Source organism: Sphingobium terrigena (assembly GCF_003591655.1).
GTDB lineage: Bacteria > Pseudomonadota > Alphaproteobacteria > Sphingomonadales > Sphingomonadaceae > Sphingobium > Sphingobium terrigena.
Genome location: NZ_QVRA01000003.1, coordinates 65795 through 81709 on the forward strand (window position 1 = coordinate 65795; position 15915 = coordinate 81709).

The window sequence follows — 15915 nt, forward strand, 5'->3', positions numbered from 1 at the left end:
AAACGCAACCTATTGCCCGCCCACTATTCGCCGCGCCGCGTGAACCGGAAAACCGTCGCGGGCGGAAAATTGCGCACCGTCTGCCCCACCCGCACCACGTCCAGCTCCAGCGCGTCGATCACCTCGCGGCTCACCGGCGGGCGCATCGAATAAGTGAACTGCACGAAACTGCCGCCCGGCTGCAACATGCGGAAGGATTCGGACAAAATGTCGAGATGCACATGCCGATCCATCGCCAGCAGCGGCAGTCCGCTCACCACCGTCTGATAACTGCCCGGTTCGCCAGCCGCCGCCGTCGACACGATTTGTGCAGGCGTTTCCAGCACCGACACATGCGGAAAATGGCGCCGCAGCCCGCGCGCAAAGGCGGGGTTTATCTCCACCACTTCCAGCTTTTCGGGCGGCAGGCCGGTGCCCAATATCGCGCGGGTGAACACGCCGGTGCCCCCGCCCAGCTCCAGCACCCGGCCATCGGCCGGGTCGATCTGCGCCACCATCAGCCGCGCCAGATAGCGGCTGCTCGGCACGACCGATGCGGTCTGGCGGGGCTTTTGTACCCAGGCCGCCAGAAAATCGAGATATTCGGTGGCGCGGGCGCGAAATTCCCCGCGTGGCAAAGCGATTGCCCGGCTCCGCTTGGGCTTATGCTGCATAGGCGAAATGCGACCGCTCTCTATCCATCCCGACTCCTTAGCGGGCCGGAGCCGTGCCGTCGATTGGCTTTATGAGCGATTTCAAGCCGGGTGGTATTACCCGGCGGCTCGGAAATCGCGGTAAACAGACAAAGTTTCAATGCGTTCTTGCAGCCATTGCGCCACCGCCGCGATGCGCGCCAGCTTGCGCAGGTCGCCATGCATGACCAGCCAGAAGCTGCGGGTAATCTCCACCTGATCGGGCATCAACGGCACCAGCCCAGGATCACGCCGCCCGATAAAGTCCGGCAACACGCCAATTCCCGCCCCTTCCGCGATCATCCGCTGCTGCATGATGATGCTGGTCGATCGCAGCGTCGCCTCCAACCCCGCCTCCACCTCGTCCAGATAATCCAGTTCGGGCGAGAAGATGAATTCGGGCACATAGCCGATCAACGTATGATCCTTGAGCTGCGCTGCCCGTTCCGGCTGCCCCGCCCGCGCCAGATAATCAAGCGACGCATAAAGATGCAGCCGATAATCCCCCAGCCGCCGCACCATCAGCCGCCCGCGCTGCGGCCGCGCCAGCATCACCGCCATGTCGGCTTCCCGCTTGGACGGATTAAGGAAGCCCGACGCGGTGATCAGGTCCAGCCTTATGCCCGGATGCCGCCGGTTGAAATCGCCCATGCCCGGCGCCAGCACCCAGGTGCCAAACCCCTCCGCCACCGACAGCCGCACCTGCCCGGCCAGCCGATGTTCCTGCCCCTGCGCATCCTCGATTGCCGCCAGCGCCGCGCTTTCCGCCGCCTCGGCATGGCCCAGCAATTCCTGCCCCCGCGCCGTCAGCGTCCGCTCCCCCGCGCTCAGCTCGAACAGTTCAGCATCCAGCGCCTTTTCCAGTCGCGCCAGCCGCCGGGCAATGGTCGTCGCATCGATCCCCAGCGCCCGCGCCGCCGGTGCGACCTTGCGCGCCCGCGCCACCGCCAGAAATACCCTCAGATCATCCCAGTCGAACATCGCCGCCACCGCCTGCAAATTTGCAGCCTGCCTATGCAAAACTTCGCCATTGCTTGCAATAACGCAAGCAGCCTAGAAGGCGGCCACCAACCGAGAGGATACCTCCCCATGCGTGAGATTTCGCACAAGCTCGCCTTCGTCCACGATACGCCCCCCACACGCTACAGCGACGTGTTCGATCCCAATAATGGCGGGGTGCAGGCCCGCGTCGCATTGGGCGATGCTGCCCTGCTCGACCTCGCCGTCGCCGCCGCCAAGAAAGCGCAGCCCGGCTGGGCCGCCACCAACCCGCAACGCCGCGCCCGCGTCATGTTCAATTTCAAATCGCTGGTCGAAGCCAACATGAACGAACTGGCGCATTTGCTCAGCTCCGAACATGGCAAGGTGATCGCGGATTCCAAGGGCGACATTCAGCGCGGTCTGGAAGTCATCGAATTTTGCTGCGGCATCCCCCATGTGCTGAAGGGTGAGTTCACCCAGGGCGCGGGGCCGGGCATCGACGTCTATAGCTTCCGCCAGCCGATCGGCATCGGCGCGGGCATCACGCCCTTCAACTTCCCCGGCATGATCCCGCTGTGGATGTCGGGCGTCGCCATCGCGACCGGCAACGCCTTCATCCTGAAGCCCTCCGAACGCGATCCCTCGGTCCCCGTCCGTCTGGCTGAACTGTTCCTGGAAGCGGGCCTGCCCGAAGGCATTTTGCAGGTCGTTCAGGGCGACAAGGAAATGGTCGATGCCATTCTCGACCACCCGGACATCAAGGGCGTCAGCTTCGTCGGCTCGTCCGACATCGCCCATTATGTCTATAATCGCGGCGTTGCTGCGGGCAAGCGCGTCCAGGCGATGGGCGGCGCGAAGAACCATGGCATCGTCATGCCAGACGCCGATCTTGATCAGGTGGTGAACGACCTCTCCGGCGCGGCCTTCGGCTCGGCTGGCGAACGCTGCATGGCGCTCCCCGTCGTCGTCCCCGTCGGCGAAAAGACCGCCATTGCGCTGCGCGAAAAGCTGATCCCCGCGATCGAGGCACTGCGCGTCGGCGTCTCTACCGATGCCGAAGCCCATTATGGCCCGGTCGTCACCGCCGCGCACAAGCAGAAGATCGAAAACTGGATCCAGACCGGCGTCGATGAAGGCGCGGAACTGGTGGTCGATGGTCGCGGTTTCACGCTACAGGGTCATGAGGAAGGCTTCTTCGTCGGCCCCACTTTGTTCGATCATGTCACCACCGACATGAGCGCGTACAAGGAAGAGATTTTCGGCCCCGTGCTGCAAATGGTCCGCGCCGACAGTTTTGAAGAAGCCGTCTCGCTGCCCAGCAAGCACCAGTACGGCAACGGCGTCGCCCTCTTCACCCGCAACGGCCACGCAGCCCGCGAATTCGCCGCCCGCGTCGACGTCGGCATGGTCGGCATCAACGTGCCGATCCCGGTCCCCGTCGCCTATCACACCTTCGGCGGCTGGAAGCGCTCGGCCTTTGGCGACACCAACCAGCACGGCATGGAAGGCGTGAAATTCTGGACCAAGGTGAAAACGGTCACCCAACGCTGGCCCGACGGCGGCGCATCGGCCGACAGCGCCTTCGTCATCCCGACGATGGGGTGAGGGGTTTGGGGGAGAGGATCGCACAATCCGCTCCCCCACCTGCCACGTCATCCTGACGAAAGTCAGGATCCATTCAGCGCTACACCAAAGGCGTAAAGCCCAGCATCACAGCCCGGCCCTCCCAGAACGGATTATCCCTCTCGATGAGCGCCACCTTCCAGTCCCGTCGCCAGGCCTTGAGCTGTTTCTCGCGCAGGATCGCCGCCTCCATCGTGTCAGCCATCTCGAAATGAACCAGCCGCTTCACATTGTAGCGCGATGTGAAGCCAGGCATCGCGCCGGAGCGATGTTGATGCAACCGCGCCATCAAATCGGATGTCACGCCGATATAGATCGTGCCATGACGAGCGCTGGCCATGATGTAGACGCAAGGTTGACGTACCATTCCGACGCCGCGCTAATAATGGATGCTGACTTTCGTCAGCATGACGGTTTTTTATCAACGGACAAGCCATTATGACCCAGTTCGACCTGACCGATGACCAGCGCGAAATCCAGGATCTCGCCCGCCGCTTCACCGCCGACGCGATCACGCCCCATGCGGCGGAGTGGGACGAAAAGCACATTTTCCCCCGCGACACGATCCGCGCGGCGGCGGAGCTGGGCTTTGGCGGCATCTACGTCTCCGAAGAGTCGGGCGGCATCGGCCTCGGCCGCCTCGAATCCGCGCTGATCATGGAAGCCATGGCCTATGGTTGCCCCTCGACCAGCGCCTTCATCTCGATCCACAATATGGCCGCATGGATGATCGACATATTCGGCGGGCAGGCGGTCAAGGACGCCTATCTCCCCGACCTCATCCCCATGACCCGCATCGCCAGCTATTGCCTGACCGAGGCCGGCGCAGGGTCCGACGCCGCCAGCCTCAAGACCAAGGCGGTGCGCGACGGCGACCATTATGTCGTCACCGGCTCCAAACAATTCATCTCCGGCGGCGGCGAAAATGAAGTCTATGTCGTCATGGTCCGCACCGGCCAGGACGGCCCCAAAGGCATCTCTTGCCTCGTCATCGACAAGGATATGCCAGGCGTCAGCTTCGGCGCGCAGGAACGCAAGCTTGGTTGGCACAGCCAGCCCACCGCGCAGGTCAATTTCGATGGCGTTCGCGTCCCCGTCGCCAACCTCGTGGGCAGCGAAGGCCAGGGCTTCGCCATCGCCATGGCCGGTCTCGACGGCGGCCGCCTCAATATCGGCGCCTGTTCGCTGGGCGGCGCACAACGCTGCATCGACGAAGCGGTCCAATATACCAAGGATCGCAAGCAGTTCGGCCAATCCATTGCCGACTTCCAGAACACCCAATTCACCCTGGCCGACATGCAGACCGAGTTGGAGGCCGCCCGCACCCTGCTTTACGCCGCCGCCGTCAAGGTGAGCGACAATGCCCCGGACAAGACCCGCTTCGCCGCCATGGCCAAACGCTTCGCCACCGACACCGGATCGTCCGTGGTGGACCGCGCCCTGCAACTCCATGGCGGCTATGGCTATCTGATGGACTATCCCATCGAACGCTTCTGGCGCGACCTGCGCGTTCATTCCATCCTGGAAGGCACCAACCAGGTCATGCGCATGATCATCGCGCGGGATATGTTGCGGTGATCGCGAACCATGCAAAATGAAACACCGTCATTCCCGCGAAGGCGGGAACCCATCTCCCCACCTCACACCTGCCGATATGGCGGGAGATGGGTCCCCGCCTTCGCGGGGATGACGAACGGATTTTGAGGAAAAGACATGACCGACCAAGTCCTGACCTTCATCGAAAGCAATATCGGCCGCATCCGCCTGAACCGGCCCAAGGCGATCCACGCGCTGACGCCCGATATGTGCGACGCGATCAACAGCGCGCTGCTGGCCTGGCGCACGGACGACAGCGTCACCGCCGTCATGATCGACCACACCGAAGGCCGCGGCTTCTGCGCAGGCGGGGACATTGCCCTCATCGCCAACAGCGCCAAAACGGACTGTGTCGAGGCAGAGCGCTTCTTCCATCTCGAATATCAGATGAACCATCTGCTGTTCGTCTATGACAAGCCGATCGTCGCCTTCATCGACGGCATCGTCATGGGCGGGGGCGTCGGCATCTCCCTCCCCGCCCGCTACCGCGTCGCGACCGAGCGGACCACCTTTGCCATGCCCGAAACCGGCATCGGCCTGTTCCCCGATGTCGGCGGCAGCTGGTATCTCCCCCGCCTGCCCGGCCGGGTCGGTGCATGGCTCGCCGCCACCGGCGCGCGGATCGACGGGGCGGATTGCGCCGCCATCGGCATCGCCACCCACTATATGCCGTCCGACACGCTGGAGGACGTCAAGGCGCGCATCCTGGCCGATCCCGCCAGCCTGGCTGCGATCCTCGATGCCGCCACGCAAACTCCGCCGCCCTCAAAGCTGGAGGCCGCCCGCACCGACATCGACCGCCTTTTCGCCTCGAACAAGGCGGAGGAGATCGTCGCCGCGCTCGACGCCGACGGTGGCGAATGGGCCGCGAAGCAACGCGCTACCCTCGCCACCAAATCACCCCAGACGATCAAGGTCGCGCTCCGCCAGCTGATCGAGGGCGCGGCCCAGCCCGATTTCGCGTCGAACATGGCGATGGAATATGGCCTGGCCTGCGCCATCATCCGCCGCCCCGATTTCGTCGAGGGCGTCCGCGCCCTGATCTTCGACAAGGACAACCAGCCGCAATGGAACCCGGCGACGCTGGAAGAAGTGAGCGACGCGATGATCGACGCGATTTTCGTGCCGCTCCCCGCCGACCAGCAATGGACCCCGCTGCCCGCCGTTGTCACCTGATCTGTCCTACATGGCAGGTGCCTGCTATGCTTCCAACGCACGCTGCCTGCCAGATGCCGCCCGCTTTCCGATAGGATCAGGGCCGCGCAAGAATATGTCCGATTTACCGGGAAATATGCGAAGTTAAGCAGGAGGAATGCCATCATGACCCAGACGATCGCCTTTATCGGCCTTGGCAATATGGGCGGCGGCATGGCCGCCAATCTGCTCAAGAACGGCTATGCCGTCCGCGCCTTCGACCTGTCGGAGGACGCTCTGGCCAAGGCGGAAGCCCATGGCGCGACCCGCGCCGCCAGCGCCGCTGACGCGGCCACTGGAGCCGACGCCGTCGTCACCATGCTGCCCGCAGGCAAGCATGTCGAAAGCGTCTATGCCGGCGAAGTCTATGGCGCGGCCAATCCCGGCGCCTTGTTCCTCGACTGCTCCACCATCGACGTCGCCACTGCCCGCCGCGTGATCGAAGCGGCCACCGACAGAGGCTTCGACATGGTAGATGCCCCCGTCTCCGGCGGCATCGCCGCGGCCAATGGCGGCACGCTGACCTTCATGGTCGGCGGCACGGATACAGCGTTCGAGAAGGCAAAGCCCATCCTGTCCGCCATGGGCAAGGCCGTGATCCATGCGGGCGGCGCGGGCAATGGTCAGGCTGCCAAAATCTGCAACAATATGCTGCTGGGCGCCACCATGGTCGCCACCTGCGAAAGTTTCGCCATGGCCAAGAAGCTGGGCCTCGATCCACAGACTTTCTACGACATCTCCAGCGTCTCGTCAGGCCAGAGCTGGTCGATGACCAGCTATTGCCCCGTCCCCGGCGTCGGCCCGCAATCGCCATCCGACAATGGCTATCAGGGCGGCTTTGCCGTCGGCCTGATGCTCAAGGATCTGAAACTCGCCACCGAAGCCGCCGCCCTGGTCGGCGCGTCGGTGCCAATGGGCAATGCGGCGGAATCCCTCTACCAGCTGCTCGCCAACCAGGGCGAAGCCGGCCGCGACTTCTCGCTGATGATCGAGATGCTGGAGGGGAAGTAAGCCCATACCCGTCATGCCAGCGCAGGCTGGCATCTCACTTCTTTTGGCGTGATAGGAAGAAAGTGAGATCCCGGCTTTCGCCGGGATGACGGACTTGGAGGAGTTACATCACTTCCCCTTCCCAGCCTCCGCCGCCGCCAGCACGCGCAGCACATTGCCCGACCAGATTTTCTGCACATCCGCCTCGCTATACCCCGCCTTCAGCAGCGCATCGGTGATCTTGGGCAGGTCCAGCACATCCTCCATACCGACCACGCCGCCACCGCCATCCCAGTCCGCGCCGATCCCGACATGGTCCGGCCCCACGACCTTCAGCGCGTGCAGCATATGCGCCATGAAATCGTCAAAGGTTGCCCGGTCGGTATCGGGATAGAGCCGGTCAATCTCCTGCCGCTTCGCCAGCAATTGCGCCCGCGTCTCCGCCGAAACCTTCGCGCCTTCACGCATCGACGCGAACAAAGCGCCCATTGCCTTCTGCCGTTCCGGGTTGGGCTTGCTGGCCTTGAGATACGTCCCAAAGGCATTCATCTGAATGACGCCGCCCTTGGCCGCCAGCGCCTTCAGATGGGCGTCGTCTATATTGCGCGGATGGTCATAGACCGCCTTGCACCCCGAATGGGTCAACAGCACCGGGGTGGTGGACAGCGCCAGCAGATCGTCCAGCACCTGGTCACTACTATGCGACGCATCGGGCACCACGCCCAGCCGGTTCATCTCGCTCAGCAATTGCTTGCCCAGCGGACTAAGCCCGCCAAAACGCGGCTTTTTGGACGGGTCGGTCGAACTGTCGGCAAACTGGTTATGCGCGAAATGGGCAAAGCCCACCACCCGCACGCCCATATCGTAAAATGTCTGGAGCAGCGACACATCCTCGCCCAGCGGATAGGCATTTTCGATCGACATATAGACGACCCGCTTGCCCGCCGCCGCGATCGGCGCGGCGTCCTTGGCTTCCAGTGCCAGCGCGAAATTGGCCGGGTCCGCCGCCACCATCTCGCGGATAGACACCCCGCGTAGGATCGCAAAATCGCGCGCCTTGCGGAACCCCTCGACCGTCAGCGGCCCCTGGCTCGTGTAAATCGCCCAGAAGCCGCCATCCAGCCCGCCCTTCTTCATCCGGGGCAGGTCCACCTGGGTATAATCCAGATGGACCCCATGCTCCTCATCGATCGACCAGCCCGGCAGATCGAGCGAGGCAGGCGTGTCCAGATGGCTGTCGAGCGTCAGCAATTTCTGGTGCAACTGCACCACCTTCTTGGGCACCCCCTGCGCCGACGCCGGGCCTGAGAGCAGCGCGACCAGCGCTGCCCCCAACATCAACCCCATCCGCATCAGATTTCGCCCGAAATCGTCAGCTGGAAGGTACGTGGGCTGAGCGGACGGAAGAAACCGTCACCCGTCACGACCGGCGAAATATAGGATAGCGTATCCTTGTCGAACAGATTATCGACATTGGCGCGCAGCTTGATCCCCTTGACCGGCCCAAAGCTGATGCCATCGCCAATATCAACATAGGCGCTGAACACGGTGAAGGCCGGGACGCTGGAACCGGGCGTATTGGTGAAGGTCGACCAACGCTTGGACGTATATTTGCCCGAAATATTGGCGACCAGCCAGCTGGCCGGTTCCACCGTCACGCCACCGCTAACGATCCATTTGGCGCTGTCTGGAATATATTTGTCCGCAATCAGGATGGGCGTCACCGCCGGAACGTCATCCTTGAACTTGGCATTATTATAGGTGACGTTCAGGCTGCTATAGGCCAGCCCGTTCAGGAAGGACGGCTTGTAGGTGCCGGCAAATTCCACGCCATAGGACCGCACCCGACCGACATTCTGGAAGAAGGTTTCGGTCGACAAGCCGCCACCGGGTACCAGGCTGGTGATCGACTGTATGCGATTGTCGAACTTGGTATAGAAGGCCGCCAGCGACGCATAAAGCTGCCCCTGATTGGTGCGAATGCCCAATTCCATATTTTTCGACCGCTCAGGCGCTGGCTGCGGCACCAGCGCGCCGCCGGCCCGGATGACCGAATAAATGTCGTCCAACCCCTTGGGCAGCGCCATATTTTCGGCATAGGATGCAAAGACCTGCGTCCGCTCGTCAAATTTATAGAGCAGACCCGCCATCGGCAGGAACATATCCTTGTAATTCGCCGTGTTATATTGCGGGCCATAACCCGGCACGCCCTGGCCGCCAACCGACCGATAATAGTCGGCGAAATCGCGATAGCCGCGATGGGAATAATCAAGCAGCAGGCCTTTGAAGCCAAGGTCCAGAACCAGGCGGTCGTCGGCCAGCTTCAGCGTGTCTTTCAGGAAAACCTGCAACGTGTCGCGCTTGGACCGATAGTCGCGACGCAGATAAACCGTCTCGGCCAGATTGGGCGCGCTGTCAGGCGCACCATCGACGGTGTTGAAGCGCTTCTGGGTCCGGTGATATTTGTCGACCTCGGCCCAAACCCCCGCTTCGACTATGTTGTTGCCCATTTCCCAGTGCAGTTTGCTGATAATGCCATAACGATCGCCACCGACGCCGGAAAATCCATATTGGACGCCCTTTGGTGCCACAACGGCCAGCCCCGCCTGTGCCTGAGGCGTGTAGATGCCCAGCGAATTGCCATAGCCGTCGGGCGACACACCATAGCCATCCTTATCCTCCCAATAGAGGGTGGATTCAGCCCATACGCCTTCGGCAATCCCGGCATGGAAGGTCGCGCCATACAGCTTGTCCTTCCGCACGTTGATCGCCAGATTATAGACAGCGGTATAGGCTGGGCTGGAATAATAAACGCCCGGCGCATTTGGCAATGGGGCAAAGGCAGGCAAACCGTTCACCAGCGTCGTATTCGGCACATTTTCGATCAGGGCAAAGTCCCGGCCGCACTGGCCCAGCGCATTCTTCACCGTGCAATTATATTGCGCGCGGCTGATCGTTGGCGAGTCATAGTCGAAAAAGTCGTTCGACACGAATTTGAACCGCGCCCAGCTGTCGCCGCCCAGGTCGGCGTGGATTTGCCCTTCCCAATGTTCGCGATCGACCGTGCCTGGGCCGCGCCACAATTCCGTGTCCAGCTTGGTGCGGCTGACATAGGCCTTGAACGGCCCGACCTGCCCGGTGGACAGGCGAATGAAGGTGCGGCGCAGATCCTGGTCGCCAAAGCTTTGCGACACGAACAGGCCCATCTCATCCTGCGGCGCGATGCTGTTATACTGGATGATGGGACCCAGCGTCGAGTAACTGGGCAGGCTCACATCGCCTGCGCCGATCGCGGCTTCCACCACGCCCAGATTTTCATTGTCGACATAGCGGAACACCGGGCTGCCGCCAAAGGCGTCGCTGCGCCCGGTCGGGATACCATCGACCACGAAACCGATCTGGTCGAGGTTGAAGGCGCGCGTCTGCACCGAGTTGCCGAATTCATAGAGGCCAAGGGCGCCGTCGGTCTGCACGTTGAAGCCGGGCAGTTGCTCCAGCATTTTCAGGCCCGAAATGCCCGAAGGGGCAGACAGCAAAGCCTCGCGCGTGACCGCTACGACATTGCTGACCTTATCCTCGCCAATCGCCTCGGACGATTGCGAAATGCGGCGGCCGGTGACGGTGATGTTCGTTTCGTCATCGGCGACCGGCTGTTGCGCATGGGCCGCTGGCACCAGCGCGCCAGCAGCGCAGGCAAGCAGCAATGCACGGGTGGACAGGCGGGCGGAAAATAGGACGGACATGAAGAGGCTCCCTGTATATTATGAGCCGTTCAGGGCAGCGCGCGGCGCTGCGCCTCTCCATATCTGTTGTTCAGTTTCCTAATGAAACGAAGATGCCGGGGAACCCCGCCATGGACCAACGAGAATTTCTCAGCCTATCGCGCGAAAATAGATAGAAAACCGCGTGTTCCCGTGCAGGCGGGAACCCAGTCCGAGGTTTCAACTGGATTCCCGCCTTAGCGGGAGCACGTAGCGCACTAAACGCTCAGCGCCCTTTCCAGACGCCGGGCCGCTTCTCGACAAAGGCGGTCATGCCTTCCTTCTTATCTTCGGTGGCCGTCAATATCTGGAACATGCGCCGTTCGGTGAGCAGCCCCTGGGCCAGGCCCGTCTCGAACGCGATATTGACCATTTCCTTGTTCACCATCGCAGCCATGGGCGGCATCGCGGCGATCGCGGCAGCCGTCTTGAGCGCATCGTCCAGCAGATCGGCGGCCGGCACGATCCGGCTCACCAGCCCGGAACGCTCGGCTTCCTCCGCGCCCATCATCCGTCCGGTCAGGCACATGTCCATCGCCTTGGCCTTGCCAACCGCACGCGTAAGACGCTGCGATCCGCCCATGCCCGGCGCGACGCCCAGCTTGATCTCCGGCTGCCCGAACTTCGCCGTATCCGCCGCGATGATGAAGTCCGCCATCATCGCCAGCTCGCACCCGCCGCCCAGCGCGAAACCAGCCACCGCCGCGATCCAAGGCTTCCGTGTCGCGACCACATGGGTCTGCCAGCCGGAAAAGAAATCCTGCAGGAAGAAATCGGCGCCGTCCTTGTCGACCATCTCCTTGATGTCCGCGCCAGCCGCAAACGCCTTTTCACTGCCGGTCAGGACCGCGCAATGCTGGGTCGGGTCGGCATCATAGGCGGCAAAGGCCGCGCTCAGGTCGCTCAGCACCTGACCATTGAGCGCGTTCAATGCCTGCGGCCGGTTAAGTGTGATCAGCGTCACCGCGTCGCGCTGTTCAACCAAAATCGTTTCATAGGTCATCGCCATCTCCCTTATGCCTTCTGAGTCATCCTCCCCTTTAAGGGGAGGTGGCAGCACGAAGTGCTGACGGAGGGGTGTCGCCCTCACGATAGCTCGACACCCCTCCGTCTGGCCTGCGGCCAGCCACCTCCCCTGCAAGGGGAGGACCAATGATGAAGTCTGCTCTATGGACGACGCGCGCCATCCGCCAGTCCCCGCTGCCCCGCATTTGCGCCGCACCTATCGGCACAGATGCATGAAGTCCCGGTCGTAGCTGCGCATATGCGCGCCGCCATCGACATAGAGTGTCTGCCCGGTCACTGCGCTGGCATTGACCAGATACAGCACCGCCTGCGCAATCTGCTCCGCCTGCGGCAAGCGCGCGAGCGGCATCATCTGCTCCAGCCGCGCCATCTGCTCCGGGTCATAATCAGGCGTTGCGATCGTCAGCCCCGGCGCAACCGCATTGACCCGCACTTGCGGTGCCAGGCTGCTCGCGCTCGTCCGCGTCAGCCCCGCCAGCGCCAGCTTGGACAATGTATAGGCCAGCTGGTCGCCATGGGGATGGTCGATCCGCTGGTCCAATATGTTGATGATGCACCGGTCGCCCACGCCCGCCGGCACGGTCGCAAAAGCCTTGGTCAGCATTGTCGGCGCAGCGCAATTGACCGCATAATGGCGCATCAGATCATCGGCTGTCACATCGTCCAGCCGGTCCTGCCCGAACATCGCGGCACTGTTGACGAGAATGTCGGGCGGACGGCCAAAGCGCGCCGCGACCTGCGCGATCAGTTCCTCGGCATTTTCCGGGTCAGCAAAATCGACGACGAACCCTTCCCACTGCGTCCCCTGCTCCTCCAGCGTCAGCGCCAGATGCGAATCAAGCCGCGTGTCGTGACTGCCATGGATCGCCAGCGAATGGCCTGCCTTGGCCAGCGCCCCGGCAATGATCCCGCCCAGCCGCCGGTGGCCGCCCGTCACCAGCGCCAGCCGCTTGCCCGCGATCGGCAAGGCACCTGCCTCTGCCGCGCCGCGCGCGCTGCCCAACGGGCGATAGGGGACGTCCTCTTCGCTCATGAAGCGATGAGTTTCAGCACTTCCTCGCGCGACTTTTCATCGTCGCGGAACACGCCCAGCATCCGGCTGGTTTTCATGATGACATTGGGGGTCCGCACCCCGCGCCCGGTCATGCAGCCATGCGTCGCCTCGATCACCACGGCTACGCCCTGGGGTTTCAGATGCTCCCAGATGCAGTTGGCGACTTCGGACGTCAGCCGTTCCTGCACCTGCAACCGGTTGGCAAAGGCGTGCAGCACCCGCGCCAGCTTGGAAATGCCCACGACATAGGCACCGGGCAGATAGGCGATATGCGCCTTCCCCACGATCGGTGCCATATGATGTTCGCAATGCGACTGGAACGGTATGTCCTTCAGCAGCACGACATCGTCATAGCCGCCCACTTCATGGAAGATGCGCGAGAGATGATAGGCCGGATCATCGCCATAGCCCCGGCAATATTCGCGCCAGGCCCGCGCCACCCGTTCGGGCGTCTCGACCAGTCCTTCGCGTTCGGGCACATCACCCGACCAGCGGATCAGCGTACGGATCGCTTCCGAAACATCCGCCGGAACCGGCTCCTTGCTGTCGCCAACCATCTCCGCATCGGGGTCATATGCCATGAACAGGGCCACTCCTTATCGTATCGGTCTCGCATATGGCGATAAGCCCCGCCAATGACCAGACCCTTTAAGGGCGACTGGACACATCATCGCACTGGTGGCAAATCGAACAAAATCAGGGTCGCATTAAGAATATATGACATCCATCCCCCGTCCCCATGCGTACTGAACGGATCGCCGCCGTCCTGCTGGCGGCCGGCACATCGTCGCGCTTTGGCGATGAGGACAAGCTGATGGCGGAGCTACGCGGCAAGCCGCTGGCTGCCCACACGCTCGAAACCGTGGCGTCGATGGCCTTTGCCGAACTGATCGCCGTTGTCCGCCCGATAGAGGTCGCCCCGGTCCTCCACCGCAAGCTCGACCGGCGCGGCTACACCATCATCGTCAACGACCGCCCTGACGAGGGGATTTCAGGCAGCATCGTGCGCGCGGTCGAACATGTCATGCCGGTGAACCGGATACGCGGCATTCTCATCTGTCTGGCTGACATGCCTGACGTGCCGCAAACCCATTATAACCGCATCTGCCTGGCCGCCGAAGATATACGCTCGGTCGTCGCCAGCACCGACGGCTTCTCCTCATCGCCCCCCGCCTTCATCGGCCGCAAGCATTTCCCCGAACTGCTGGCCCTGAAGGGCGATCAGGGCGCACGCGCGCTGCTCAGCCACGGCATTCAGATCGAAACTACCGGCAAAGTCCTGCACGACATCGACACGCCGGAGGATCTGCCCGGCTGGCGACCAGCCACGCCGGACTGATCAGCTCGATCGCGTCGGGTCCGTCATCGCATCGCCCATTTCGCGCGGATCGGGCGCGCGGCTGATCGGCAGCGATCCGGTCTGCCGTTCCAGCATCCGGTGGACCACCGGCGGGACTGGCCCGGTATGCAGCGCCCAGATCGACTTACTATTGGCAATATCGGCCACCGTCCGCCGCTGGTTGTGGCGCACATAATCCAGCCAGGTCGATACATGATAGCGCTCCAGCCAGAGTTCAGGATCGCCCAGGTCACGCATCAGCGACCAGCCATGCGCGCCGTCACGCCGCCTGATCCGTCGCCGCTCGCTCATCGCCGCAAGAAACGGCACGATCGACCCGGCTGGAATCCGATATTCGATGGTCACCACCACCGGCCCGCTGCGCGGCTCTACTGTCACTGCCGTGTCCGGTTCACGCCAGCTATTCTGCAGGTCCAGATTATCGTCGCCAATCTGCGGCAATCGCCAGATCAGACCCAGCATCGCCGCGACAAACTGCGCCGCCGCCGACGCATAGAGCGCCTCGACCACGCCATGATGTTCCGCCAGCCAGCCAAACAGCCAGGCACCGATCGCCATGCCGCCGAACGCCGTCATCTGATAGAGCGACACCGCCCGTGCCACGACCCAGCGCGGCGCGGACATCTGCACCGACACATTGAACGTCGCCAGCGCCGTGACCCAACCAAATCCCGCCAGCAAATAGCCCAGCAAGGCCAGCGCCAGCATATTGCTCGCCCCGGCAATCGCCGTGCCCAAAGCCAGCACCAGCGCCGCATTGCGCACGATCGTCTCGATCGAAAAGCGCGCGCGCAGATGCCGGGTCGACAGCGCGCCGATCACCGCCCCGATGCCGAACGCGCCACTGGTCACGCCGAATGTCAGCGCACCGCCGCCCAATATGTCGCGCGCCACCAGCGGCATCAGCGCCGACACCGCGCTCGCGCCAATGCCGAACACGCTTGCGCGCAGCAGCACCAGCTGGATCTTGGGCGACATCGCGACATAGCGCACGCCTGCCCGCATCGCGACGCCCAGCCGTTCGCGCGGCAATAGCTTGGGCGGCAGATCAGGCCGCCAGCGGAACAGCACGGTCAGCAGCGCGACATAACTCATTGCATTGGTCAGGAACGCCGCCGCCGCCCCTGCCGTCGCAACGATGACCCCGCCCAGCGCCGGTCCGACGCTGCGCGCCAGATTGAACCCCATGCTGTTCATTGCCACCGCGCTCGGCAAAATCGCGCGCGGCACCATGTCACCCACCGACGCCTGCCAGGCCGGACCGTTGATCGCCGTCGCGCAGCCCAGCGCAAAGGTGAAGGCCAGCAGCAACCAGGGCGTGATCAGCCCGGCCCAGGCCGTCACCGCCAGCGCCGCCGACACGATCAGCATCGCCAACTGACAGCCGATCATCACCTTGCGCCGGTCCAGATTGTCCGCGACCGCGCCTGCCCATAAAGACAGCAGCATGATCGGCAGCGTCGTCGCCGCCGGGACCAGTGCGATCAGCAGCGGGGAAGCCGACAGCGACGTCATCATCCACGCCGCGCCGACCGACTGGATCAGCCCGCCGAAATTGGACGCCAGACTGGCCGTCCAGACCGCGCGAAAGATGGGAATGGAGAGCGGCGACGGGGCTTTGGGGGAATCGACATCGGGCACGTCCCCATGAAGCGGAAT

14 protein-coding genes are annotated in these 15915 nt (G+C 63.1%); 5 read left to right on the forward strand and 9 right to left on the reverse strand.

The features are described 5' to 3' along the window. Positions 1 to 23: 23 nt before the first annotated feature. Both D0Z70_RS04265 and D0Z70_RS04270 read right to left on the reverse strand, forming a co-directional pair. On the reverse strand, positions 24 to 653 hold the full coding sequence (locus tag D0Z70_RS04265; RefSeq protein WP_006963566.1) for a class I SAM-dependent methyltransferase: 630 nt from the start codon (positions 651 to 653) through the stop codon (positions 24 to 26). Positions 654 to 749: 96 nt separating this feature from the next. Then, positions 750 to 1652 carry a LysR family transcriptional regulator gene (locus D0Z70_RS04270; RefSeq protein WP_119744425.1) on the reverse strand — a complete coding sequence of 301 codons (903 nt, stop codon included), beginning with the start codon at positions 1650 to 1652 and terminating at the stop codon, positions 750 to 752. A 108-nt stretch (positions 1653 to 1760) separates the two neighbouring features. Here D0Z70_RS04270 and D0Z70_RS04275 point away from each other — a divergent pair, with 108 nt between their 5' ends. Beyond that, positions 1761 to 3257, forward strand: coding sequence for a CoA-acylating methylmalonate-semialdehyde dehydrogenase (locus D0Z70_RS04275; RefSeq protein ID WP_119744180.1), 1497 nt, complete (start codon positions 1761 to 1763; stop codon positions 3255 to 3257). A 79-nt stretch (positions 3258 to 3336) separates the two neighbouring features. Here the strand turns inward: D0Z70_RS04275 and D0Z70_RS04280 are convergent, their stop codons facing one another. Continuing rightward, positions 3337 to 3642 (reverse strand): GIY-YIG nuclease family protein, encoded by a 306-nt coding sequence (locus D0Z70_RS04280; protein WP_119744182.1) that lies wholly within the window; start codon positions 3640 to 3642, stop codon positions 3337 to 3339. Between the two features lie 71 nt (positions 3643 to 3713). Here D0Z70_RS04280 and D0Z70_RS04285 point away from each other — a divergent pair, with 71 nt between their 5' ends. The 3 genes from D0Z70_RS04285 to mmsB all read left to right on the forward strand — a co-directional run bounded on the left by D0Z70_RS04285 (position 3714) and on the right by mmsB (position 7076). Continuing rightward, a complete protein-coding gene (locus D0Z70_RS04285; protein WP_182913836.1) occupies positions 3714 to 4853 on the forward strand; it encodes an acyl-CoA dehydrogenase family protein in 1140 nt (379 codons plus the stop codon). A 135-nt stretch (positions 4854 to 4988) separates the two neighbouring features. After that, the gene (locus D0Z70_RS04290; protein WP_119744184.1) at positions 4989 to 6047 is read left to right on the forward strand and encodes an enoyl-CoA hydratase/isomerase family protein; all 1059 of its coding nucleotides are present in this window, start codon (positions 4989 to 4991) and stop codon (positions 6045 to 6047) included. A 75-nt stretch (positions 6048 to 6122) separates the two neighbouring features. Next, a complete protein-coding gene (mmsB, locus tag D0Z70_RS04295) occupies positions 6123 to 7076 on the forward strand; it encodes a 3-hydroxyisobutyrate dehydrogenase (protein ID WP_119744186.1) in 954 nt (317 codons plus the stop codon). A gap of 108 nt (positions 7077 to 7184) precedes the next feature. On the opposite strand, the gene D0Z70_RS04300 is transcribed toward mmsB, so the two are convergent. The 5 genes from D0Z70_RS04300 to folE form a co-directional block, all read right to left on the reverse strand. Then, positions 7185 to 8408 carry a dipeptidase gene (locus D0Z70_RS04300; protein WP_119744188.1) on the reverse strand — a complete coding sequence of 408 codons (1224 nt, stop codon included), beginning with the start codon at positions 8406 to 8408 and terminating at the stop codon, positions 7185 to 7187. After that, positions 8408 to 10798, reverse strand: a complete 2391-nt coding sequence (locus tag D0Z70_RS04305) for a TonB-dependent receptor (protein WP_119744190.1) — start codon at positions 10796 to 10798, stop codon at positions 8408 to 8410. The genes D0Z70_RS04300 and D0Z70_RS04305 overlap by 1 nt, the downstream gene beginning before the upstream one ends. A 244-nt stretch (positions 10799 to 11042) precedes the next feature. Then, positions 11043 to 11819 (reverse strand): enoyl-CoA hydratase-related protein, encoded by a 777-nt coding sequence (locus D0Z70_RS04310; protein ID WP_119744426.1) that lies wholly within the window; start codon positions 11817 to 11819, stop codon positions 11043 to 11045. A gap of 219 nt (positions 11820 to 12038) precedes the next feature. Continuing rightward, positions 12039 to 12875 (reverse strand): SDR family oxidoreductase, encoded by an 837-nt coding sequence (locus tag D0Z70_RS04315; RefSeq protein WP_119744191.1) that lies wholly within the window; start codon positions 12873 to 12875, stop codon positions 12039 to 12041. Then, positions 12872 to 13477, reverse strand: coding sequence for a GTP cyclohydrolase I FolE (gene folE / locus D0Z70_RS04320; protein ID WP_119744427.1), 606 nt, complete (start codon positions 13475 to 13477; stop codon positions 12872 to 12874). The genes D0Z70_RS04315 and folE overlap by 4 nt, the downstream gene beginning before the upstream one ends. Positions 13478 to 13635: 158 nt before the next feature. Here folE and D0Z70_RS04325 point away from each other — a divergent pair, with 158 nt between their 5' ends. Beyond that, positions 13636 to 14235 carry a nucleotidyltransferase family protein gene (locus D0Z70_RS04325; RefSeq protein WP_119744193.1) on the forward strand — a complete coding sequence of 200 codons (600 nt, stop codon included), beginning with the start codon at positions 13636 to 13638 and terminating at the stop codon, positions 14233 to 14235. On the opposite strand, the gene D0Z70_RS04330 is transcribed toward D0Z70_RS04325, so the two are convergent. Further along, complete coding sequence (locus D0Z70_RS04330) at positions 14236 to 15897, reverse strand: MFS transporter (RefSeq protein ID WP_119744428.1); 1662 nt, start codon at positions 15895 to 15897, stop codon at positions 14236 to 14238. Positions 15898 to 15915: the final 18 nt, after the last annotated feature.